The organism is Halomonas rhizosphaerae, assembly GCF_030012485.1.
Taxonomy (GTDB): Bacteria; Pseudomonadota; Gammaproteobacteria; order Pseudomonadales; family Halomonadaceae; genus Halomonas; species Halomonas rhizosphaerae.
Genome location: NZ_JASCQQ010000010.1, coordinates 38,402 through 61,887, shown reverse-complemented (window position 1 = coordinate 61,887; position 23,486 = coordinate 38,402). Strand labels below are relative to the sequence as shown.

Genomic DNA, 23,486 nt, shown 5'->3' with positions numbered 1-23,486 from the left:
GCATCATCGTCAGCCGCTCACCGCATAGCTTCCGTCGTAGCCCATGGTCTCGAGCCGCTGGCGCAGGGTCCGCATCAGCTCAGGGTCGTCGATCGGGCCGAGCTGGACGCGGTGCAGGGCCCCGGCGGAGCTGAGCCTGACCGGCAGGTCGAGCTCGCTGCCCAGGCGCTCGCCCAGGCCGCTGGCCCGCGCCTCGCTCTCCAGTGCCGCGACCTGCAGGAAGGCCCCCTCATCACGCGCCAGGGTCACCGGCTCGGCGATACGAGCGTCGACCTCGCCGTACAGACCGGCCGGTGCAGCGCTCCAGGCGGCCAAGGCCATGTCGCTGCCCGGGACAACGGCTTCGTCGCCTGCGTCGAAGGCATGCCCGCTCAGGTCCAGGTTCTCGCCGACACGCTCCAGGGTCACCTCGACGCGACGGTTCTGGCGGCGCCCCTCCACCGAGGCATTGCTGGCCACCGGCTGGCGCGAGCCATAGCCGCGCGTCTCGACCAGCCCTCGGTCGACCCCCTGGCTCACCAGGTAGTCGGCCACGCTGTCGGCACGCGCGCGGGAGAGCGGTTCGTTGATGGCATCTGATCCCGTGATGTCGGCGTGCCCGGCGATGAACACCCGGGCGAGATTGTCCATGCCACGGATCTCGGCGGCCAGACCGTCGAGTTCGCCTTGAGCCTCCGCGGAGAGCTCAGCACTGTTGATCTCGAACAGGGCATCGGCCGAGAGGGTAACGTCCGGCGCCCGGGCCGGCGCCTCGATGCCGCCGGTGAAGTCGGCCAGGGTGAAGCCCTGGGGCCCCTGGGCCGGACAGATCACGTCCGGGTTGATCGCCACGCCGTCGCTGCCCAGTTCGGCCAGGGTCGGCAGGTCGTCGCGCCGCACCTCCAGCGTCTGCATCAGCTGCCCCATGGCGGCCAGGGTACGGGCATCCGCCAGCGCCGCGTCATACTGGGCATTGGCGTAGGCACGGCTGGCCTCGAAGTACTCGTTCTCGCTGTCCAGGACATCGAGCAGGGTACGCTGGCCGATGTCGAACTGCTGCTGGTAGGCGCCCCGGACCCGGTCGATGGACTGGCGATGCTCGTTGAGGTACTGCAGCTGCTCGCGCAGACGCTGGGTATCGTTGTAGGCGATCTGGGTGGTCTGGCGCACATCGATGCAGGCCTTCTCGCGCAGATTGACGGCCTGCTCGACCCGGTCGCTGGCGGCGCGGAAGGAGGCCCGGTCACTGCCGCCGCGATAGAGGTTCATGCTGGCCACCAGCTCGATGCTGTGGCGATCCCGGTGCTCGCCATCGGCGATCACGTCATAGCTGCCGTCACTGTTCTCGTAGGTGCCGGTGCGGCCGCGCAGGTCGAGACGCGGCTGGAAGGCCGAGCGGGTACCGCGCTGCTCGGCGCGGGAGGCCTCGATGTTCTCGATGGCGGCATGGAACTCGGGATTGCCCTGGAACGCCAGGTCGAGTGCCCGACCGACATCCGCGGGCAGGCGGTCGTCCATCTGCGGGGCCGGGGCGAGGTTCTCCGCCGGCAGGTCGCCGACGATGCGCTGGTAACGCGCCGTCACGTCGTGAAGGTTGGAGGCCTCCGTCATCAGGTTGGACTCGGCCAGCGCCAGGCGGCCGCTGATCTGTTCCAGGTCGACGCGACGCCCCGCCCCTGAGATCACGCGCTCCTCGATCTGGTTGAAGACGCGCAGGTGCTCACGGTAGTTGTCCTGGGCCAGGCGCACCAGTTCCCGATAGCGCTGCACGTCCATGTAGGCGCGCGTCGCCTCCAGGGCGACCTCCTCGCTGGCCCCCAGCAGCTCGTAGTAGCGCACCAGTTCGGCGCGATCGAGGCGTTCGACCTCGCTGGCCGTGGCGAAGCCGTCCCAGAGCATCTGGGTGATGGTCAATTCGGCGTAGCTGGTGTCGTAGCTGCCGCGAGTGTCGAGCTGACGATCCTCCACACCGATACCCGCCGCCACATCGACGCTGGGCAGGTAGTTGCCGCGCGCCACCCCGATGTCGTTGCCGGAGGCGCGAAAGCCGTTCCAGGCGGCCTGCACCTCTGGGTTGGTCGAGATCGCCTGCTGGACCACCTGGCGCAGGTCGGTACTCCCCGGGGTCGCCAGGCCTGCCGGCAACGACTGTGCCACGGCCGAGGCGAGTGGCAGCAGTGTCAGGGAGGACCCCACGGCCAGGGTACCGGCAAGGCGACGAACACGGGTGCTGCTCACTGGATCGGTAGTGCGTTTCATGGGGGTTCCCTTTCATGATGGCAACAGCCTGGTCGCTCGGCGACCTGACCTGCCAGGAGATGAGATGATCTTCTTGTTATGGCGGGTCCCATGGGGTGACGTGGCAGACCCATGGCGCATCCCTTCCCGACTTCCTATGACGACCATCCCGAAGCGCCCCATTGGCTTGGCTCAGGATCGGTCGAAAGCGTCAGACACCTCATGCCATTTCATGATGTGTCGCTTTGTAATGCAGCGTAACTGAATAGGAAGATTTGTCCACTGCCGGGATACGCTGGACAGGCAGGAGAAGACCGACGCTTGATGTAGGACAAGACCGACAAGGTGGCACCGCGCCTGACGCGACGGTGCGCTCGTCGGCAAGCCACGCCCGCCGGCAAACGTGGTATCGTCTGACCGGTCCCGAAACGGCATGGTCACCCAAGGAGAACGTCATGGCCTCATCGGAAATCCAGAAGACCCGCGTGATCAACGAGCTGCGGGGCTTCATCAAGAAACTTCTGCAGGACCCGAAGATCCTCGAGCAGTCGCTGGACATCACCCGCCGTCAGCTCGGCGAACCGGGTGAGGGGGACGTGATGGCGCGGATCGCCAACGAGATCTCCGACACCACCAGCGTGCACATCCCCGAGGACCCCCAGGAACACTCTGAGGCCGACCGGCTCTTCCTCGAGCTGCTCAAGGAAGTGGTCAAGGAGGAGCAGGCGCTCTACTGACCTGACGCTCGGCCCGCCACGCTGTGCCCTCCCCTCTCCCGGCCCCATGCCGGGAGAGCTCTTTCAGCGGGCGGCTCCAGCGCCGGGCGGGTCGGGCCTGCCCTTGGCAGCTTGCCCTTGGTAGAATGGGATGCACATTGTTGCTGCTGTTCCTGTCGAATGACCTACCTGCTCAAGCTCCACCCCGAGATCACCATCAAGTCCCGCTCCGTCCGTCAGCACATGACCCGCTGCCTGGCCAGCAATGTGCGCAACACCCTGCGCCAGCTGGATGAAGGCGTGCGCGTCAAGGGCGGCTGGGACGCCCTGCTCGTGAGCCTGCCCGACACCCTTCCCGCCGGGCGGGTACAGGAGATGGAGGACGCCCTGATCCGGATTCCCGGCATCCACGAGGTGCTGGCCACCGAGGCGGTGCCCTGCACCTCGCTCGACGAAGCCGCCGCCTGGATCGTGCCGCACTGGAAGGCAGCCATCGCCGGGCGTCGCTTCCGGGTCCGGGCCAAGCGGCGCGGCGACCACGACTTCTCCTCCATGGATCTCGAACGCCACTTGGGCAGCGCCCTGCTGACGGCCGAGCCCACGGCACGGGTCGACCTCAAGCACCCCGAGGTCGTGGTGTCGGTGGAGCTGACCCACCGTTGGCTGCAGCTGATCCGCTCGCGCCGCCCGGGCCTGGGGGGCTACCCACTGGGGGTTCAGGGCCAGGCCCTGGCGCTGGTCTCGGGAGGCTTCGACTCGCCGGTGGCGGCCTGGCGGATGCTGCGCCGTGGCATCAAGACCCACTACCTGTTCTTCAACCTGGGCGGCCCCGCCCACGAGACCGGCGTGCGAGAGGTCACCCACCACCTCTGGCAGCGTTACAGCGCCTCCCATAACGTCGACTTCACCTCGGTGCCCTTCGAGGGTGTGGTCGCGGAGATCCTGCGCAGCATTCCCGATGGGCTGATGGGCGTGATCCTCAAGCGCATGATGGTGCGGGTGGCCAGCCGCGTGGCCGCCCGCTCGGGCATCCCGGCCCTGGTCACCGGAGACGCCATCGCCCAGGTCTCCAGCCAGACCCTCACCAACCTGGCGCTGATCGACGCGGCCAGCGAGCTGCCGATCCTGCGGCCGCTGGTCACGGAGGACAAGCAGGAGATCATCGACACGGCCCGCCGCATCGATACCGCGCGCTTCGCCGAACAGATGCCCGAATACTGCGGGGTCATCTCGCGCCGCCCCCACACCCGGGCGCCCGCCGACAAGGTGCTCGCCGCCGAGGCCGACTTCGACTTCAGGGTCCTCGATGCCGCCATCGAGGCCGCCAGCGTGACCCGCGCCAGCCGCCTGCTGGAGGGCCAGCGGCAGCCCGGCGAGGTGACCGTCGTCGACTCGCTGGCCAGCCTGGCCCGGATGCCGGCGGTCAGCGTGATCGACATCCGTCCCCCGGACGAGCGCGAGGCGGCACCGCTCGAGCTTCCCGAGGTGCCCTGCCTGGCGATTCCCTTCTACGAATTGCAGGACCAGGCACAGAGGCTGCCCGGCGACCGCGAATACCTGCTCTACTGTGACCAGGGAGTGATGAGCCGCATGCAGGCACTGCACCTCAAGGATCGCGGCATGTCCCACTTTGGCGTCCTGCGCCACGCCTCCTGAACCCCGCGAGCGGCGTTCACGGAGATTTTTCCTGCCTGGATGATCCACTTTCCCCGGCATCCGGCTACGCTACAAAAAGATACAATCTGCAAGCGGATCTTGCCGGGGGGTGGCGCAGATGGGCGGACATGACTCGTCGTCACGGGAAAGCGTCGACGCGCAGGGAGAGGGTCCCCTCCGCCGGGAGGAGCACGCGCTGGCTCAGGCTCATCGGGTCCGGCCTCGCCATCTCCTGCGTCACCGGGGACTGATCCTGCTGGCACTGCTCGCCATCACGCTCGCCACCCTGCTGGTCGCCGAGGCCAGGACCTCACACCTCCAGTCCCTGGAGCTCTCCCGCTATGCCGCCTCCCTGCGCTATACCCTCGCGCCGGGGGCGAGCCCACGCATCCAGTTCCCGCGCCATGGTCCCTTCGACCAGCGACTGGGCTATACCCGGCTTCCCGAGATCGAGGCGCGTCTGTTCGCCGAAGGCTATACCATCGACCGCCAGGTGCGCTTCTCTCAGCCCCTGCTGGAATATACGCAACGCGGCTTCTTTCCACCCTACACCGAGAAGACCCGAACAGGGCTGACCCTGGAAGAGTGCCGCGGCGACACCCTCTACCGCTTCCGTCATCCGCAACGCCACTATCCCCACTTCGACGCGGTGCCACCGCTGGTCCTGCAGGTGCTGCTCTACATCGAGAACCGACAGCTGCTGGACGCCGACACCCCCAAGGCCAATCCTGCGGTGGACTGGCCACGCTTCATCAAGGCCGCGTTCTCCCAGGCGGGGCGCGCCCTGGACCTGACCGGCCAGGCCGCCGGAGGCAGCACGCTGGCCACCCAGGTCGAGAAGTATCGCCACTCCCCCGACGGACTGACCGCCTCGCCCATGGAGAAACTGCGCCAGATGGTCTCGGCAAGCGTGCGCGGTTACCGACACGGCCCACAGACGCTCGCCGCACGCCAGGACGTGGCGCTGGACTACCTCAACTCGGTGCCGCTCTCCGCAGCGCCCGGCTATGGCGAGGTCCACGGGCTGGGGGATGGCCTGTGGGTATGGTTCGGCGCCGATTTCGACGCGGTCAACCGACTGCTGGTGCCGACCTTCAATGCCCCGGACAGCCTCGCCGCCCAGGGCCTGGCGCTGCGCCAGGTGGTGGCCCTGATGATCGCCCAACGTCGCCCCTCCTGGTACCTGAACAGCGGCCACCAGGCCCTGGAATCCCTGACCGACAGCCACCTGCGCCTGCTGGCCGAAGAGGGCCTGGTGACTCCGCCCCTGCGCGATGCGGCCCTGGCCAGCCGCTTGACCTTCCGCGACTTCGCCAGGGAGCCGGTACGCCTGCAGGTCGCGCACGACAAGGGCCTGCAGGTGGCCCGCCAACGGCTCGGCCGCCTGGTCGGACTGTCCTTCTACGACCTCGACCGGCTGGACCTGTCGGCGCGCACCACCCTGCACGGCGACCTCCAGCGCCGTGTCACCGCGTATCTGCAGCGGCTGGCCGACCCGGCGTTCGCCAGCGAAGTCGGGCTGCTGGGTGAGCGTATGCTGTCGCCCGAACGGGCCGCCGACGTGCGCTACAGCTTCACGCTCCTCGAGCGCGACGCGACGGGCTTTCGGGTGCGCGTGCAGACCGACACCACCGGCCAGCCCTTCGACATCAACGAAGGCAGCAAGCTGGAGCTAGGCTCTACCGCCAAGCTGCGGGTACTCGCCACCTACCTGGAGGTAGTCGCCGAACTGCACGACCGCCATGCGGGCATGCCGGTTGACGCCCTTCGCCGCGTCGAGGTGGACCGGCGCGACGTGCTCAGCCGCTGGGTGATCGACCGGCTCATCGCCGAGCCCGACCTGAGGCTTCGCCCCCTGCTCGAGGCCGCCATGCAGCGTCGCTACTCGGCCAGCCCCCACGAAGCCTTCTTCACCGGTGGTGGCCGTCATACCTTCGGCAACTTCCGCCGCGAGGACGACGGCCGCCAACCCGGGCTCGACGACGCCCTGCGCGAATCCCTCAATCTGCCCTTCGTGCGCCTGCTGCGCGACCTGGTGCAGTACTTCGTCCATCAGGGCGAGAACCGCCGCCCGCTGCTCGAGGACGATCAGGACCCGCGGCGGCAGGCCTACCTGGCGCACTTCGCCGACCGGGAGGGCCAGGTCTTTCTCGAACGATTCTGGCGCAAGTACCAGGGGAGCTCGAGCGATGAACGCCTGGCCACCTTCCTGGATGGCATGCGCCCCACGGCGCCCCGGCTGGCCGCCGCGCACCGCTACCTGCACCCCGAGGCCGACCGCGATGCCTTCGCCGCCTTCCTCGAGACCAGGATGCCGGGCGAGCCGCTGGGCGAGCGACGCCTCGAGGCGCTCTACCGCGACCACGCGCCGAGCAGACACGGCCTCATCGATCAGGGGTACATCGCCAGGGTGCACCCGCTGGAGCTGTGGCTGGTCGGCTACCTGCTGGATTATCCCGAGGCGGGGTTGCGCGACGCCATCGCGGCGAGCCACCAGGAGCGGCAGGAAGCCTATGGCTGGCTGTTCAGGACACGTCATCGCAGTGCCCGAGACGTGCGCATCCGCACGATGCTCGAAGTGGAGGCCTTCGAGGAGATCCACCGCCGCTGGCAGCGTCTGGGCTACCCCTTCGATCACCTGGTGCCCTCGCTTGCCACCGCCGTGGGCAGCTCCGGTGACCGTCCCGCCGCACTGGCCGAACTGATGGGGATCATCCTCAACGACGGCGTCCGCCTGCCGGTGCTGCGTATCGACGACCTGCACTTCGCGGCGGGCACGCCCTACGAGACTCACTTCGTTCCTACCGACACTCGCGCCCGGCGAGTCATGCCCCCGGAGGTCGCCGCCGTGCTGCGCGAGGCCCTCGCCCGGGTCGTGGAGGGCGGGACGGCCCGACGCCTGCAGGGCAGCTTCACCCTCGCGGAAGACACCCCGCTGGTGATGGGCGGCAAGACCGGCACCGGCAACAACCGCATCGAGACGGTGACCCGCAGCGGGCAGGTGATCGACTCCCGCGCCCGCAACCGGACCGCCACCTTTGTCTTCCACCTGGGCGAGCACCACTTCGGCACGCTCACCGCCTACGTGGCCGGCAGTCAGTCCGATGACTTCCGCTTCACCTCGGCCCTGCCCGTCCAGGTGCTCAAGGGCATGGAATCGATCCTCGGACCCTACCTGGCACCCGGCGACCACCGCCAGTGTCGTTCGCCGCCAACCCCGGAGATGCGATTGGCCGCCCGTCCGCTAGGCAAGCCCTGATTCGCCGATAAACAGTATGAAAAACGTCACCCACGGAATTGCGCCGCCCACAAAAGACGGGCGAAGAGGGCACCCCCTCTCCGCCCGCCGCTGATCGATCATCGTGATCGACAGGCTACCCTGGCCAGGGTGCTGGCGCTCTACCGCTAGCAGATCTCTTCCCAGAGCCGTTGCTTGAAGTCCTCGGGGAGTTCCGCCACCTTGCCAAGACGCGCCAGATGAGCGTCGGCCATGTCCTTGGCTACCTCGTGGTAACAGCTGTGCAGGGAAGCCGAACCCGAGAGGGACCTGGCATCGGCAAGACAGGTCCAGACCTTGGCATTCGAGATCGCGCAGACATTCAGGAAGTCGACCTCGACCTCCAGGGCTTCGAGCACGGATTCCATCCAGGCGCGCTGGAGCCTGGCCAGCGGATGCGAAGCGTCCATCCAATGAAGCATCCACCAGTCAAAGACCGGCTGAGAGGCCTGGGCGACGCCCGCCGGCAAAGCGGTGACGGCTAGATGAGGGACATCGTGAGGGATTACGGGGATCACTTCAGGAGTCGAGTGATCCATGGACACTTGTTTAGCGGTTGACATCTTTAACACCCTCAAGAACGACGGATTTGGTGCGCTCTTGAGTGTAGCGACCATCACCCCATGCGGTGAGACAATTTTGGCACGACGTTATCTTGTCTCGAATCAGCTCGGACTCGCCCCGGTCGGTGAGCGAGCGAAGCACGACGCTCCAGTCCCAACGACCCCTCCCTCTGACGAAAAATCGGCCATGGCCATCATCCGTGCCGCTCGCGACGCAGCAAGGCATAAAAACCGGGGATCATTAACCCAGGTTAGCAGACCTTGTCGGCATTGCTGGCTAGCCTGAGCTAGTGCCATGGCACGCGACGCAGGACCATCCTGGCCATCGACTCAGCACATCGACGTGAGGCGAACCGTGAACACACCAATGGTCACCAGCCGGATCGATCACCCGCGCATGAAGACAGGTCTAGAGCCGGGCGTTATCACCTCTGTCGAGGAGGTCCTGGCGCTGGCCAACGACCATGAACACCACGAGTACCATCGTTATCGCTGGCTGTCCCTGCGCTTTATCACCTATCACACCGGCATCAGCCGACTCATGGAAGCCCTGTCCGTCCAGAGCCAGCAACGGATCCAGGCCCTGATCGTCGAGTCGGCCTCGCTGCCGATGCGCGAACCCGTGCTTCGGGACCCGGCCGCGCAGGCCTGGCAGGCCTCCTCTCAACAACGGGCTCACGCTACTCAGCAGGCCCACTTCTTCATACTCGATGAGGAGATGGCGGCCCGGGAGCTCAGCCGGGCAGTGCTCGAGGAGTGGCGATCGCGACGCTTCTACGAGCGTCTTCAGGCGCATAACGGCATCCCAGCGCTGAATGCCCTGTTGAATGCCTGCATTGGCGAGGCCCAGACTCAGCTCCAGATCCTCCAGGAAGCCGAGGACCAGTTGCCGACTCGGCCATGCCCGCCTCCGCCTCGCGGTATCCTGCGGTAGGGCGACACGTCAGGCATGGCCGACGACGCGGGCCGCCGTTGGAGGAGGGTCGGCGAGGTCGCCCGGTGCCATGTCGTCGTAGGCCCCAGCCCATGGCCGTTCCTGCTCCCGACACGAGGCGTGATGGTGCTCTCGAGCGGCCACAACTAGACTCAGGAGAGACGCACCGCCATCCGGGTACCATCAGACATGCGCGAGGCAGCTGCTCATCCGCACACTGTCATCGGCCAGCCGAGGGGGAAAGCAATCCGCACACCGCTATCAACCAGCTGGAGGACATGGAATGAGCCTCTTCCAGACCATCATGGGACGAAATGTCGACCTGAATGAATCGGAGGCACGGCTGCTGGCCAGCTTCGAGCAGACCTCGACCACCGTGAAGAAGCATGAGCTGCTCTGGCGTGCTCGCTCCAGGGTCGACGAGTTGTTCATCCTGGAGAGGGGCTGGGCCTGCACCATCCGCTACACCCCCGACGGCGAGCAGCAGATCATCGAGTTGCTGCTGCCCGGTGATATCGTCGGTCTCCGGGAGTTCACCTTCAGGCGGCATGTGACCGAGGCCAGCATGATTACCCTGGGCAGGGTCCAGCCCTTCCCTCACGAGAATGTCGTCGATATCGTCGCGGCCTCCACGCCCCTGGCGATCGCCCTGTTTGCCAATATCAACCGTCAGGAAGCCCTCCTCACCGAACGGATGCTGATCAGCCTCCATCGCAGCGCGCGCTCACAGGTACTGCATTTCATGCTCGAGACCTTCAATCGCCTCGAAAAGGTGCTGGACGTCGAGCTGGCCTCATTCGAATTTCCCGTCTCCCAGCGGCTGCTGGGGAACATCCTGGGCCTGTCGCCGGTGCATATCAATCGCATCCTCAAGGCGCTGGAGCAGGATCGCGTGCTGAAGAAGCACCGCGACCACATCGAGGTCTATGACCCGCCGCGACTGATCGCCGAAGCCGAATTCGACGCCGACCACCTGCTGAGCGATGAAATCAACGGATTGAAGGAGCGGCTGGCGCAACTCCGGCACTAGGAGCTGGCGGCCTCACGGTCCAAGCGCAACGCTATTGAAGGGTCCCCGGGAGGCGTTGCCGATATCGGGAGGCACAGGGTTCCGGCCCACGCGGGGCATGGGCCGGGGCCGTTCAGTCGCAGGGCACGACGGTGCGTGCGGTATCCTTGGCCCAGAGACTCTTGCCGTCAGGGGTGGTGCCGTGGGCGTTCCAGCTCTCGCTGACCTCGACGCAGTAGGAACCGAGGTCCTCGACGCGCTTTTCCGGGTCGGCAGGGCGCTCGTCGCTAATCCGCATGATATCCGGGTTGGCACTGGTATAGGTCGGGGAGATGGCACTGCTGGTGCAGCCAGCGGTAAGGGCGGCGAGAACGGCCAGGGGCAGGGCATGACGTAGACGCATGGGGAATTCCTCCGTGAGGGGGGACAGGGATCTCCAGCGTGACTTCGGTTGCAGAGCCTTCGGCCGGCCGTCACTCCGTTTGACGCCCCGCCGAATGGCGGCATCATACCCGAGCGGTGGAGGCCGCGCCAATCGGGCGGTCAGCGCGGATGCAGCCATGCGCGAAGATGGCTACAATCGTGGCCTGATTTTCAACGGGATACCCTGAGCCGCCATGTCGAACTCCGCCCGCGCCTCGCGCAAGATCCTGGTCACCAGCGCCCTGCCCTATGCCAACGGTGCCATCCACCTGGGCCACCTGCTGGAGTACATCCAGACCGACATCTGGGTGCGCTTCCAGAAGAGCCGCGGGCATGAGTGCCACTACGTGTGTGCCGACGATGCCCACGGCACGGCCATCATGCTGCGCGCGGAGCAGGAGGGCATCACCTCCGAGGCGCTGATCGAACGGGTTTCCCGCGACCACCAGACCGACTTCTCCCGCTTCGGGGTGGCCTTCGACAACTATCACTCGACCCACTCCCCGGAGAACCGCCACTTCAGCGAGCTGATCTACACCCGGCTGCGCGACAAGGGGCATATCGCCACCCGCGACATCGAGCAGATGTTCGACCCGGTGAAGGGGCTGTTCCTGGCCGACCGCTTCATCAAGGGCACCTGTCCGAAGTGCAAGGCCGAGGACCAGTATGGCGACAACTGCGAGGCCTGCGGGGCCACCTACACGCCGGCGGAGCTGATCGATCCGGTCTCGGCGATCTCCGGTGCCGCCCCCGAGGTGCGAAGCTCCACCCACTACTTCTTCAAGCTGCCGGACTTCGCCGATTTCCTGAAGGCGTGGATCGACGATGACCATGTCCAGCCGCAGATCCGCAACAAGCTCATGGAGTGGTTCGAGTCGGGCTTCAACGAGTGGGACATCTCCCGCGACGCCCCCTACTTCGGCTTCGAGATCCCCGATGCGCCGGGCAAGTACTTCTACGTCTGGCTCGATGCCCCGATCGGCTACCTGGCCAGCTTCCAGAACCTCTGCGACCGCCGGGGAATGGACTTCGACGCCTACTGGGCACCCGACTCCGACGCCGAGGTCTATCACTTCATCGGCAAGGACATCGTCTACTTCCACGCCCTGTTCTGGCCGGCCATGCTGCACGGCGCCGATTTCCGCACGCCCACGGCGGTCAACTGCCACGGCTTCGTCACGGTGAACGGCGCCAAGATGTCGAAGTCTCGCGGCACCTTCATCAAGGCCGCGACCTATGCCGACCACCTCAACCCCGAGTACCTGCGCTACTACTTCGCCGCCAAGCTGACCTCACGGGTCGACGATCTGGACCTCAACCTCGAGGACTTCGCGGCGCGGGTGAACAGCGACCTGGTGGGCAAGGTGGTCAACATCGCCAGCCGCTGCGCCGGCTTCGTCAAGAAGCTCGGCGGCGGTCGCCTCGCCGGCCACTGCAGCGAGCCCGAGATGGTGGCACGCTTCATCGCCGCCGGTGACGCCATCGCCGAGGAGTACGAGGCCCGCGAGTTCGGCCGCGCCATGCGCCGCGTGATGGAACTGGCCGACGAGGCGAACACCTACATCGCCGAGGCCGAGCCTTGGGTACTGGCCAAGCAGCCCGGCCGCGAGCAGGAGGTGCTGGAGATCTGCTCGGTGGGCATCAACCTGTTCCACCAGCTGATGGTCTACCTGGCCCCGGTGGTACCGGCCATGGCCGAGCAGGCCCGCGCGTTCCTCGGGCTCGAGACCCTCGACTGGCACAGCCGACACACCCTGCTGGTGGACCACGAGATCGCCAAGTTCAAACCCCTGATGACCCGCGTGGAGCGGGACAAGATCGATGCCATGATGGCGGCATCGAAGGAGGACCTGGTGGAAGAACAGAAACTCAAGGAGACGGCGAAGGGCCCCCTGGCCGAGGATCCCATCGGTGACGAGATCAGCTTCGACGACTTCGCCAGGGTCGACCTGCGCATCGCCCGCATCGCCCGGGCGGAGTATGTCGAGAAGGCCGACAAGCTGCTGAAGCTGACCCTGGACCTGGGCGGCGAGACCCGCACCGTGTTCGCCGGCATCCGTGCGGCCTATGCCCCGGAGGCCCTGGAGGGACGGCTGACGGTGATGGTCGCCAACCTGGCACCGCGCAAGATGCGCTTCGGCGTGTCCGAGGGCATGGTGCTCGCCGCCGGCAATCACGACGGCATCTACCTGCTCAGCCCGGATTCCGGCGCCGAGCCGGGCCAGCGGGTGCGCTGAGGCGCCGCCGTGACGGACACCGATGCCCGCTCCCGGGCCGCGCTGATCGAGGCCATCGATGCCGAGCTGCCCCAGACCCAGTGCGGCAAGTGCGGGCAGCCCGGCTGTCGACCCTATGCCGAGGCCATCGTCGACGGCGAGGCCATCAATCGCTGCCCGCCCGGCGGCGAGGCCACCGTGGCCCGGCTGGCGGCGCTGACCGGCCGCGCGCCACTGCCGCTGGCCGAGCCCGCCCAGCCGCCGCTGGTGGCCTGGATCCGCGAGGCCGAATGCATCGGCTGCACCAAGTGCATTCAGGCCTGCCCGGTGGATGCCATCCTGGGGGCGTCCAAGCGCATGCACACGGTCATCGTCGATGAATGCACCGGCTGCGAGCTCTGCGTGGCGCCCTGCCCCGTGGACTGCATCGACCTGCTGCCCCACCCCGCCTGGGAAGCCGCCGAGACCGATGAGGCGCGCGACGCCTACCTGGCCCGCCGCGCCGAGCAAGGACGCCGTCGCCATCGCGCCCGCCAGCAGCGCCTGGCCCGAGAGGCCCGGGAGAGGCGCATGGAGCGCCAGAAGCGGCTGATTCGACAGCGCCAGCGGTCTAGCGCGAGCAACGCTGGCGGGCCCGACCCGCGGCGCCAGCGACAGATGGCCGTCAAGGCCGCCGAACAGGCCCTGCGCCGGGCCAGGCAGCAGCTGGCCCATGCCGAGCGCCAGGGCGAGGGCAGCGCGATCGAGGCGGCCCAGGAACAGGTCGACAGCGCCAGTCGGCTGCTTGCTGAAGCGCATCAGGCGCTGGAGCAGGCAACCGCGGACGAATGATGCAAAACAACGATGGCTAATTCAGCCAGCACCCGACTGAGAGGGGCTCCGGAGACAGGTCGGAGAGGAGGTCCTACGCCAGGGATGGCGTCGGTAGCGCCCAAGGAGGGGTTCACAGCGCCTCCTCGTAGACCTGTCTCCGGAAAAGCCCCGGGCATTGCCACTGACCCGGAACACCATGAACGCCCAGAAACGCCACGAGATCTTCGCGCGGTTGCGCGACCACAACCCCGAGCCGACCACCGAACTGCACTGGACCACCCCCTTCGAGCTGCTCGCCGCCGTGCTGCTCTCGGCCCAGGCCACCGACGTCGGAGTGAACAAGGCCACCGCCCGGCTCTTCCCGGTGGCCAACACGCCAGAAGCGATCCTCGCGCTGGGGATCGACGGTCTCAAGGCGCACATCAGGACCATCGGCCTCTACAACACCAAGGCCGAGAACCTGATGAAGACCTGCCGGATCCTGGTCGAGCAGCATGGCGGCGAGGTGCCCCGCACCCGGCAGGCCCTCGAGGCCCTGCCGGGCGTCGGCCGAAAGACCGCCAACGTCATCCTCAACACCGCCTTCGGCGAGCCCACCATCGCCGTGGATACCCATATCTTCCGCGTGGCCAACCGCACCGGGATCGCCAGGGGCAAGGACGTGGTCGAGGTCGAGAGGAAGCTGCTGCGCCATGTGCCCAGGGAGTTCCGCCAGGATGCCCACCACTGGCTGATCCTCCACGGGCGCTACACCTGCCTGGCCCGAAAGCCCCGCTGCGGCAGCTGCATCATCGAGGACCTCTGCGAGTACCCGGACAAGACCGAGCTGTGACAGGCGCCCTCGCCGGCCCGTGACGAACCGTCCGCCTCGAGGCAGCAGGCTCCGCAGGGCCCTTGGCTGGCACAAGTGCCCGCCGGCTGGTTCACTGGCAGCATGACCGCCAACGAGACCCGCCCATGGAAGCGCTGAAGTATCTCCTGCTGCCGCCCGTGGTCAATGCCCTGCTGATCCTCGCCGGCCTGGCGATGGGCGCTCGCCGGCTGGCCGGTGGCCTGCTGGTCACCCTGGGGCTGGCCAGCCTGCTGGCTCTCTCCACCCCGCTGGCGAGCCACGCCCTGCGCCAGGGGCTCGAGCCTCCCGCCCTGGCCGGCCCCGGCCAGCTGCGCCAGGCCGAGGCCATCGTCATTCTCGGCGGCGGACGCGACTACGCCTCCCCGGAATTCGGCTGGGGCGATGCCCCGTCCAATGCCAGCTGGCGTCGGCTGGCCTATGGCGCCCACCTGCACCGCGAGACCCGGCTGCCGCTACTGGTCAGCGGGGGGCGCGTGCACGACGAGCACAGCGCCGAGGCGAGCCTGATGGCAGCGGCGCTTCGCGAGGTCTTCGAGGTGCCCGTTCGCTGGATGGAGGGGCGCAGCCGCAGTACCGCCGAGAACGCCCGCTACACCGCCGAGATGCTGGGCGGTGATGGTATCGGGCATGTTGCGCTGGTCTCCCAGGCATGGCACCTGCCGAGGGCAGTGGCGGAGTTCGAGCGCGCCGGCCTGTCCGTCACGGCCGCACCGACCGAGTTCGCGAGCGCCCCACCGCCTGGCGTTCAGGGAGTGATCCCGCGCGCCTACCACCTCCACCAGAGCACCCGTGCCCTGCACGAGTGGCTGGGGCGGGCCGACCTGGCACTGCGCAACCACCTGCTACGCCGCGGTGACTGACCCCAAAGTCGAAGCGCCACGCCTCTCGTTAGTCGCTAGGCTGGCCGCTTCATCCCGTCCCTCGACACGAGGCTCGACATGCTGGACCTGCTGATCCCCCTCTCCCTGGCGGCCGCCTTCGGCGCCCTTCTCGGCTCGCTCTGCCGGCTGACACGCTGGCCCGGCCGCGAACGCCCCCTGCTCTTCCCGCTGGTGGGCCTCGTCGCCGGCATCACCGCCTTCTTCATCCATCTGGTGCTCAACTGGGTGACCGGCGCGCCGGCCTGGTGGCTGCCGGTACTGGTGGTCCTGCAGGTCTGGCTGTGGCTGGGTCCGCTGGGTCCGAGGCGCGGGCTCGGCCGGCACCGCAAGTAGCCACGCCCCGTCATGACAAGGAGAACTCGCCCCCCCGCTCCACCGCACGGCGATAGGCCGGACGCTCGCGGCAGGCCGCCAGGAAGGCCTGAAGCCTGGGGTAGCCGGACAGGCCGCCCCCGTCTTCCAGGGCGAGCAGCGGAAAGCTCATCTGGATGTCGGCCGCACTGAACGCCTCTCCGGCGAACCAGGCGCCACGCTCGAGTTCGGCTTCCCAGTAGTTGCTCAGCTGGCGGATCTGCGGCGCCAGCAACTGCCGCTCCACCCCCCGGGCGAAAAGCCGGCCGAGGGGCCGGGCCAGCGCCGGCACCGGAGGCTTGCCGAGCGAGGCGAACACCAGCCGCATCACCAGCGGCGGCATGGCAGAACCTTCGGCATGGTGCAGCCAGAAGCGATAGCGCTCGTACGCGTCACTGCCCGCCGGCGGCACCAGCCGGCCCGGCGCATCGAAGCGTTCGACCAGGTACTCGAGGATCGCCCCCGATTCCGCCACCACCCGACCCTCCCGGGCCTCGTCGCTGATGACCGGCGACTTGCCCAGCGGATGGACCTTGCGCAGCGACGCGGGCGCCAGCATGGTGCGGGGGTCGCGCCGATAGGTGATGACCTCGTAATCGACGCCGAGCTCCTCCAGCAGCCACAGGACACGCTGGGAGCGGGAGTTCTCCAGATGATGGACCTTGATCATGCCGTCCTCCTCGATGGCGCCCCCGGTAGCGGGGGCAATCCCCGCACCCTAGCACGCCATCCCCCTCGCCTCCTGCCAAGGTCGTCTTTGCCACCGCCCGGCCGGCCACTAGACTGATCGGCAACCATGCATAAAAGACCGCACACTCATAGGAGGGCACCATGACCAAGGTGCTGGTGGTGGACGACGAACCCAACATCGTCCTGTCCCTGGAATTCCTGATGCAGCAGGCCGGCTTCCAGGTCGACACCGCCGAGGATGGCGAGAGTGCCTTGTCGCGCATCGCCGAGTCGCCCCCGGATCTGGTCCTGCTGGACATCAGTCTGCCCGGCATCAGCGGCTTCGACGTCCTCGAGCGCCTGCGTGGCGACCCCGCCCATGCCCGGCTGCCGATCATCATGCTCACGGCCCACGGGCGCGAGGTGGAGCGCGAGAAGGGCCTGGCCCTGGGGGCCGATGACTACATCACCAAGCCCTTCTCGACCCAGGCGCTGGTCGAGAAGGTCAAGACGCTGCTCGCCGAGGTGTCCTGATGGCCAAGCGTGGCTCCCGCCTGCCTCGCCGCCAGCGGCTGATCGGCCTGTGGCTGCTGCTCAGCGGCATCAGTATCTTCGGTGGCGCCGTGTTCGCCCTCTGGCTGGACAGCCTTGCCGGCCTCGAAGGCATGGCGCGGCTGCTGCTGTGGCTGGGCTGCTTCTCCGGGGGTGGGACCATCTTCCTGGTCGGCCTGCTGCTCGAGCGCCAGCTGTTCACGCCCCTGCGTCACCTGCAGGTGCAGCTGGCCCGCCTGGTGGCCAACCCGGATGCCCGCCAGGACTATCCGCCCGAGGGCTGGCTGCGAGGACTCGGTCCCGACCTCATGCGCGTTCGTGAGGCCTGGCGGGCCGACCGCGAGCGGCTGGCCACCGCCCATGCCGAGGGCGCACGCAGCGCCGCCCGCATCCGCCAGGAGCTCGAGACCCTGCTCCAGGTCCTCGACACGCCGCTGCTGCTCTGCGACCACCACCGCCGGGTGCTGCTCTTCAACCAGGCTGCCGAGACGCTGTTCGAGGGCCACCCCGGCCTGGGGCTCGGCAAGCGCCTCGATGCCCTGCTGCCGATATCCAGCCTGGAGGATGCGCTGGGCCAGTTGCCCGATGACGGGGCGCCGCGTGAGATCCTGGTGCCCTGCGACGAGCGCTGGCTGCATGTGATACTGCGCCGCGTCCCCGACAGCAACCACGAGACGCTGCTGACCCTGACCGACACCACGGCGGCCTGGACCAGCGAGATGGGGGCCCGTGCCGACATCGCCGAGATGCTGCCGGTACTGCGCCGACATAGTGCCAGCCTGACCAGTGCCGCCGACGCCCTGGTCGGCGTGCGCGACGACGCCGAGGCCGGCGAACTCGGGAAGCGCCTGGAGGCGGTGATCGACGAGGAGAGCCGCGCCCTGGCCGCCCAGCTCGAGCGCATGGGCAGACTCATGGAAGACATGCATCGCGAGGGCGAGCGCCTGGTCCCGCTATGGTCCAATGACCTCTGGGCGGCCCTCGACGAGCGCCAGGACAGCGCGTCCCTGCGCATCATCCCCATCGGCATGCCCGCCTGGCTGAAAGGCGACGCCCCGGCCCTGCTGGTGCTGCTCGACTCGCTGCTCGCGCGCCTGGCGGCGCATTCCGGCCAGGCCGAGCTGGAAGGCGAGGTCTGCCTGGGCAACCGTCGGGTCTACCTGGACCTGATCTGGCGAGGACGCCCGCTGGGCGAGAAGGTGCTGGACGAGTGGCGCGCCGAGCGGTTGGAGGCCCTGCCGTTGGCCCCCCGGGTCGGCGATGTACTGCGACAGCACACCAGCGATGCCTGGAGCATCGCCGACCAGGACGGCGAGCATGCCCGGCTGCGCCTGCCGCTGCCGGCCACCGAACGGGTCGGCGCTCCACGCCCGCGCACCCCGCCGCGCCCGGAATTCCACGATTTCGGCATCGCCGACATGCCCCCGCCGGATGCCGAGCTGGCGGCCCGGCCCCTGAGGACCCTGGAGGTCGTGGCCTTCGACACCGAGACCACCGGTCTGGATCTGCGCCGCGGCGACACCGTGGTCAGCATCGGCGCCTGCCGCATCGTCAATGCGCGACTGCTGGCCAGCGACACCTTCGACCTGCGGGTCGACCCGGAACGGCCCATCCCGCCAGCCAGCACCGCCATCCACGGCATCACCGATGACGACGTGGCCGGGGCCCCGCCGCTCAACCTGGCCCTGCCGCGCTTTCGCGACTACATCGGCGAGGCGGTGATCCTGGCCCACAACGCCGCCTTCGACCTGCTGGCCATCCAGCCCCCCGGTGGCGGCATCGCGTTCGACATGCCGGTGCTCGACACCCTGCTGCTCTCCCGGGCACTCGACGACAGCCTCGACGGCCACGACCTGGACAGCCTGGCCGACCGCTATGACCTCAGCTTCCCGCCCGGGACCCGACACACCGCCCTGGGCGACGCCCGGGTCACCGCAGAGCTGTGGCTCTCGCTGCTGCCCCGGCTGGAGGCGCGTGGCATCGAGACGCTGGAGCAGGCGCTGGCCCTGCAGGCCAGCGCCTTCGACAAGGAGGACGCCTTCGCCTCGTGAACACGCCGCGCCTGAAGGAGCGCCTGGTCGCGCTGATCGTGCTGGCGGCCCTGCTGTTCTCCCCGCCCCTGCTGCTGATCGCCGATCGGTCTCCGGCGGCCCCGGGCTGGCTGGTGGCCTACCTGTACCTGGCCTGGGGGGCGGTGATCGCCCTGATGGCCTGGCTGATGGAACACCGTCACGAGGAGTGACCCCGGGATGCAGGCTGACACGCCATGAGAAGCAGCGTCGTGGTCCTGACGGTGGCCTTCGGCTATCTGGCGCTGCTCTTCGTCATCGCCGCCTGGGGGGACCGCCGCGCCGAGCAGGGACGCTCGCTGATCGGCTCGCCCACCGTCTATGCGCTCTCCATTGCCGTCTACTGCACCGCCTGGACCTTCTACGGCAGCGTCGGCCGCGCGGCCCAGTACGGCCCCAGCTTCCTGCTGATCTACCTGGGCCCGACCCTGGCGATGCTGATGGCCCCCTTCGTGATCCGCAAGATGGTGCGCATCGCCAGCGCCCAGCGCATCACCTCCATCGCCGACTTCATCAGCGCCCGCTACGGCAAGAGCTCGAGCCTGGGGGCCCTGGTGGCGCTGATCGCCCTGATCGGCATCACCCCCTACATCGCCCTTCAGCTCAAGGCCATCACCGTGAGCCACGCGGTGCTGGTCAACTATCCGCAGGCCGCCGAGTTGCGCCTGGCCGACGAGAGCTTCTGGGCCGACAAGTCCTTCTGGGTCGCCCTGGTGCTGGCGGTGTTCATCATCCTCTTCGGCACCCGCCACCTGGACGCCAGCGAGCGCCACGAGGGCATGGTGGCGGCCATCGCCTTCGAGTCGCTGGTCAAGCTGGTGGCCTTCCTCTCGGTCGGGGTCTTCACCGTCTTCGTGCTCTTCAACGGCCCGGCGGACCTCTTCGCCCGCGTCGTCGCCATGCCCGAACTCACCCGGCTGATGAGCATGGAAGCGGTGCCCGGGGGCGCCCTGGGCTGGGTGGGGATGCTGGTGCTGGCGTTCCTGGCCTTTCTCACCCTGCCGCGGCAGTTCCAGGTGCTGGTGGTCGAGAACGTCGATGAGCGTCACCTCAAGCGCGCCAGCTGGCTCTTCCCGCTCTACCTGCTGGTGATCAACCTCTTCGTGATCCCCATCGCCCTGGCCGGGCTGCTGCTGGGTGACGTCAGCAGCGACCCGGACAGCTTCGTGCTCACCCTGCCCCTCTCGGCAGGGCTGGAAGGGCTGCCGCTGCTGGTCTTCATCGGCGGCCTCTCGGCCGCCACCGGCATGATGATCGTCGAGACCATCGCCCTGTCGACCATGGTCAGCAACCAGCTGGTGATGCCGCTGCTGCTGCGCTCGCGCCACCTCCACCTGAGCACCCGCGGCGAGCTCGCCGGCTGGCTGCTGCGCATCCGGCGCGTGGCCATCCTGCTCATCCTGCTGCTCGGCTACCTCTACCATGCGCTGATCGGCGACGCCTACAGCCTGGTGACCATCGGCCTGGTCTCCTTCGCCGCCGCTTGCCAGTTCGCCCCGGCGCTGCTGATCGGCATGTACTGGCGGGGTGCCAACCGCCTGGGGGCCGGACTGGGCATGAGCGCGGGCTTCCTGATCTGGGCCTGGACCCTGCTGATCCCGGGCTTCGCCCAGTCCGGCTGGCTGGATGCCGGTTTCCTCGACCAGGGCCCCTGGGGGCTCGCCTGGCTGAGGCCCTATGCGCTGTTCGGGCTCGAGGGCTGGGACATCTATACCCACTCGCTGCTATGGAGCCTGGGCGCCAATCTCGGCCTGCTGGTCGGCATCTCGCTGTTCACCCGCCAGTCACCGCTGGAGCAGACCCAGGCGGCGCTGTTCACCGAGGCCATGCATCCCGGCCTGGTGCAGACCTCGCTGTGGCAGGGCCAGACCACCCGGGGCGAACTGCGCGCCCTGCTCGACCGCTACCTGGGAGGGGCCGCCACCGCCCGCGTCTTCGCCACCCATCCCGACGAGGCCGCCGACGACAGCCAGCCCGCGCCGCCGGGGCTGACCGCCCGCGCCGAGCAGGCCCTGGCCGGTTCGCTGGGCAGCGCCTCGGCGCGGGTACTGATCGACTCGGTGGTGCGCGGCGAGGCCCTGAACCTCGAGTCGATCCTCAGCATTCTCGACACCACCTCCGAGACCCTGGAGGTCAACCGCCGCCTGGAGCAGAAGTCCCGGGAGCTCGCGCGCACCAGCGAGGAGCTGCGCGCGGCCAACGAACGCCTGCGCGAGCTCGACCGCCTCAAGGACGAGTTCGTGGCCATGGTCAGCCACGAGTTGCGCACGCCCCTCACCTCGATCCGGGCCTTTGCCGAGATCCTGCGTGACAGCGGCGACCTTCCCGACGAGAAGCGCCGCCACTTCCTCGACGTGGTGGTCCGCGAGAGCCAGCGGCTCTCGCGGTTGATCGAGGAGATCCTGGACCTGGCCAGGCTGGAGAGCGGCCGCCTGACCCTGGAGCCACAGCGCCTGGACCTGGTGGCCCTGGCCCGCCACAGCGTGGATGCGGTGCACCGGCTGCAGGAGAACCGCGGGGTGACCCTGGAGGTCGAGATCACGCCGGAGACCGCGACGGTCATCGGCGACCCGGACCGCCTGGAACAGGTGATCATCAACCTGCTCGACAACGCCGGCAAGTTTGCCGACGACGACGACCCGAAGGTGCTGCTGCGCCTCGAGCGCTACAAGGACCACTACCGCCTCGCCGTGGAGGACAATGGTCCCGGCATCGCCGAGGACGAGCGCGAACGGGTCTTCGAGAAGTTCCACCAGATCCAGCGCCAGGACGGTGGCGAGGCCCGCGGTCGCCCTCGCGGCAGCGGCCTGGGGTTGCCCATCAGCCGCGGCATCGTCGCCCACCTGGGCGGGCGGCTGTGGGTCGAGGAGGCGCCGCGACTGGGCGGTGCCTGCCTGGTGATGGAGCTGCCCGAGGCACCGCCCGAAAAGGCTTAAGCTGAAAGCTGAAAGCTGAAAGCTGAAAGCTGAAAGCTGAAAGCTGAAAGCTGAAAGCTGAAAGCTGAAAGCTGAAAGCTGAAAGCTGAAAGCTGAAAGGCAGCCTGTAGCCACCCAACACGGTGTCAAGGCTTTCTTCAAGCTTCCAGCTTAAGCCCGCGAAGCGGGCGCTCTTCCAGCTCCCGGCGGGTTCTTATGGCTTCCGCGCTCTTCTCTGAAGCGCGCGGATCTGCAACAGGTCATGACGCAGCAGCTGGCGCTGGTCCTCGCCCAGGCGGGCGATGTTCACCCAGCCATCGGGGCTGCGCCCCTCGGCCAGGGCCAGGCGCTGCTCGTCGAGCATCAGCGCCTGCAACCGCTCGAGCGCCGCGGTCAGGGCCCGGGCATGCTCGGTGCCGAGCACCTCCTGCATCACCAGTGCCACCAGCCGCGAGCGGGTATCCGGCGGGCGCACCCCGTGGCGCAGTGCCAGCAGGCGCACGGCATTCACCAGCGGCAGCATCCCCTGGCGCTTGAGGTTGATGGCCCGCTCGTGGGGAGCGCCCTCGCCGTCGCCGCTGAGTCGGCCGAGACGGTCCAGGGCCAGCGGCAGCTCATCGAGCAGGCTCGCCATCTCGTCGAGGAACAGATGCGATGTCGGCAGCAGCCGGGCCACCCGATCGGCCAGGGCCTCGGCCAGCGCGGCCTCGCCATGGACCGGGTGGAAGTCGAGCAGGATGTTGGCCTGCTGGACACGCTTGACGCGGCGCTCCGCGGTCCAGATCTCGAGCTGTGCGCGCCACTCCGAGAGCCGCTTGCGCCACATCGGCCAGCGGGCCATGACATGGCCCTGGCAGAGTGGGATCCCGGCCTCATCGAGGCGCGCGGTGAAGCGCTCGCCCAGGGACTGGAAATACCCGTCGATCTCGGTATGCCGCTCGTCGGGGTAGTCGGCAATGATCATGGCGTTGTCCTGATCCGGCGCCAGCAGGCTCTCGTGGCGTGCCCCCGACCCGAGGGTCAGCACGCAGAAGGCCGCCGGCGGGGCACCCCAGCCCAGGCCGCGCATCTCCTCCAGGGAGAGCGTGATGGCCCGCCGATAGAGCCAGTCATTGTGGTCGCTGACCAGCTGGCTGATTCGCCAGGCGGGCAGGTCGAGCCGGTCCAGCGCCTCCACCAGCTGGCTTTGCCAGGCATGGGCCTCGGCCAGCGCGGGGGCGGGCCCCAGGCTTGCCAGGGCCTGGCCCAGCGGGGCCAGCAGCGCCGGCCAGCCACCGGGGTCGGGCAACGCATCGGTGGCGAAGAGCGCTCGCCAGGGCGAGGGTCGATGCAGCACACGCATGGAGACTCCGGATCACGGGACGAATCGGCA

At 68.1% G+C, this 23,486-nt stretch carries 19 protein-coding genes; 14 read left to right on the top strand and 5 right to left on the bottom strand.

From position 1 onward, the window contains the following. Positions 1-9: 9 nt before the first annotated feature. A complete protein-coding gene (locus QLQ86_RS05400) occupies positions 10-2,238 on the bottom strand; it encodes a TolC family outer membrane protein (RefSeq protein WP_282816159.1) in 2,229 nt (742 codons plus the stop codon). Positions 2,239-2,672: 434 nt separating this feature from the next. Here QLQ86_RS05400 and QLQ86_RS05395 point away from each other — a divergent pair, with 434 nt between their 5' ends. The 3 genes from QLQ86_RS05395 to QLQ86_RS05385 all read left to right on the top strand — a co-directional run bounded on the left by QLQ86_RS05395 (position 2,673) and on the right by QLQ86_RS05385 (position 7,848). Continuing rightward, positions 2,673-2,954: a hypothetical protein gene (locus QLQ86_RS05395; protein ID WP_282816158.1), complete on the top strand. Its 282-nt coding sequence runs from the start codon at positions 2,673-2,675 to the stop codon at positions 2,952-2,954. 159 nt (positions 2,955-3,113) lie between these two features. Next, complete coding sequence (gene thiI, locus QLQ86_RS05390) at positions 3,114-4,589, top strand: tRNA uracil 4-sulfurtransferase ThiI (protein ID WP_282734533.1); 1,476 nt, start codon at positions 3,114-3,116, stop codon at positions 4,587-4,589. Positions 4,590-4,707: 118 nt separating this feature from the next. Next, positions 4,708-7,848, top strand: coding sequence for a transglycosylase domain-containing protein (locus QLQ86_RS05385; protein ID WP_282734534.1), 3,141 nt, complete (start codon positions 4,708-4,710; stop codon positions 7,846-7,848). Between the two features lie 146 nt (positions 7,849-7,994). Here the strand turns inward: QLQ86_RS05385 and QLQ86_RS05380 are convergent, their stop codons facing one another. Continuing rightward, positions 7,995-8,276 (bottom strand): hypothetical protein, encoded by a 282-nt coding sequence (locus QLQ86_RS05380; protein ID WP_282734535.1) that lies wholly within the window; start codon positions 8,274-8,276, stop codon positions 7,995-7,997. A 550-nt stretch (positions 8,277-8,826) separates the two neighbouring features. Between QLQ86_RS05380 and QLQ86_RS05375 the strand changes: the two genes are divergently transcribed. Both QLQ86_RS05375 and QLQ86_RS05370 read left to right on the top strand, forming a co-directional pair. Next, positions 8,827-9,363, top strand: coding sequence for a hypothetical protein (locus QLQ86_RS05375; protein WP_282816157.1), 537 nt, complete (start codon positions 8,827-8,829; stop codon positions 9,361-9,363). 283 nt (positions 9,364-9,646) lie between these two features. Beyond that, a complete protein-coding gene (locus tag QLQ86_RS05370) occupies positions 9,647-10,393 on the top strand; it encodes a Crp/Fnr family transcriptional regulator (protein ID WP_282734537.1) in 747 nt (248 codons plus the stop codon). 112 nt (positions 10,394-10,505) lie between these two features. Here QLQ86_RS05370 and QLQ86_RS05365 read toward each other — a convergent pair whose 3' ends face one another. Continuing rightward, positions 10,506-10,775 carry a hypothetical protein gene (locus QLQ86_RS05365; protein ID WP_282734538.1) on the bottom strand — a complete coding sequence of 90 codons (270 nt, stop codon included), beginning with the start codon at positions 10,773-10,775 and terminating at the stop codon, positions 10,506-10,508. Between the two features lie 214 nt (positions 10,776-10,989). Here QLQ86_RS05365 and metG point away from each other — a divergent pair, with 214 nt between their 5' ends. The 5 genes from metG to QLQ86_RS05340 all read left to right on the top strand — a co-directional run bounded on the left by metG (position 10,990) and on the right by QLQ86_RS05340 (position 15,891). Next, positions 10,990-13,032, top strand: a complete 2,043-nt coding sequence (gene metG / locus QLQ86_RS05360; protein ID WP_282816156.1) for a methionine--tRNA ligase — start codon at positions 10,990-10,992, stop codon at positions 13,030-13,032. 9 nt (positions 13,033-13,041) lie between these two features. Beyond that, on the top strand, positions 13,042-13,842 hold the full coding sequence (locus QLQ86_RS05355) for an RnfABCDGE type electron transport complex subunit B (protein WP_282816155.1): 801 nt from the start codon (positions 13,042-13,044) through the stop codon (positions 13,840-13,842). Between the two features lie 178 nt (positions 13,843-14,020). After that, positions 14,021-14,656 carry an endonuclease III gene (gene nth, locus QLQ86_RS05350; RefSeq protein ID WP_282734541.1) on the top strand — a complete coding sequence of 212 codons (636 nt, stop codon included), beginning with the start codon at positions 14,021-14,023 and terminating at the stop codon, positions 14,654-14,656. Positions 14,657-14,781: 125 nt separating this feature from the next. After that, positions 14,782-15,537, top strand: coding sequence for a YdcF family protein (locus QLQ86_RS05345; RefSeq protein WP_282816154.1), 756 nt, complete (start codon positions 14,782-14,784; stop codon positions 15,535-15,537). 78 nt (positions 15,538-15,615) lie between these two features. Continuing rightward, on the top strand, positions 15,616-15,891 hold the full coding sequence (locus tag QLQ86_RS05340) for a hypothetical protein (RefSeq protein ID WP_282734543.1): 276 nt from the start codon (positions 15,616-15,618) through the stop codon (positions 15,889-15,891). A gap of 10 nt (positions 15,892-15,901) precedes the next feature. Here the strand turns inward: QLQ86_RS05340 and QLQ86_RS05335 are convergent, their stop codons facing one another. Next, positions 15,902-16,579 carry a glutathione S-transferase family protein gene (locus tag QLQ86_RS05335; protein WP_282734544.1) on the bottom strand — a complete coding sequence of 226 codons (678 nt, stop codon included), beginning with the start codon at positions 16,577-16,579 and terminating at the stop codon, positions 15,902-15,904. A 161-nt stretch (positions 16,580-16,740) separates the two neighbouring features. On the opposite strand from QLQ86_RS05335, the gene QLQ86_RS05330 reads away from it, so the two are divergent. From QLQ86_RS05330 to QLQ86_RS05315, 4 genes are read left to right on the top strand one after another with little or no spacing between them, the layout of a single operon-like run. Next, positions 16,741-17,112, top strand: a complete 372-nt coding sequence (locus QLQ86_RS05330; RefSeq protein ID WP_282816153.1) for a response regulator transcription factor — start codon at positions 16,741-16,743, stop codon at positions 17,110-17,112. Further along, a complete protein-coding gene (locus QLQ86_RS05325; RefSeq protein ID WP_282816152.1) occupies positions 17,112-19,181 on the top strand; it encodes a 3'-5' exonuclease in 2,070 nt (689 codons plus the stop codon). Before QLQ86_RS05330 ends, QLQ86_RS05325 begins: the two co-directional genes overlap by 1 nt. Further along, positions 19,178-19,372, top strand: coding sequence for a hypothetical protein (locus QLQ86_RS05320; protein WP_282816151.1), 195 nt, complete (start codon positions 19,178-19,180; stop codon positions 19,370-19,372). The genes QLQ86_RS05325 and QLQ86_RS05320 overlap by 4 nt, the downstream gene beginning before the upstream one ends. 24 nt (positions 19,373-19,396) lie before the next feature. After that, positions 19,397-22,135 carry an ATP-binding protein gene (locus tag QLQ86_RS05315; RefSeq protein WP_282816150.1) on the top strand — a complete coding sequence of 913 codons (2,739 nt, stop codon included), beginning with the start codon at positions 19,397-19,399 and terminating at the stop codon, positions 22,133-22,135. A gap of 193 nt (positions 22,136-22,328) precedes the next feature. Here the strand turns inward: QLQ86_RS05315 and QLQ86_RS05310 are convergent, their stop codons facing one another. Then, on the bottom strand, positions 22,329-23,456 hold the full coding sequence (locus QLQ86_RS05310; protein ID WP_282816149.1) for a DUF294 nucleotidyltransferase-like domain-containing protein: 1,128 nt from the start codon (positions 23,454-23,456) through the stop codon (positions 22,329-22,331). Between the last annotated feature and the right edge of the window lie 30 nt (positions 23,457-23,486).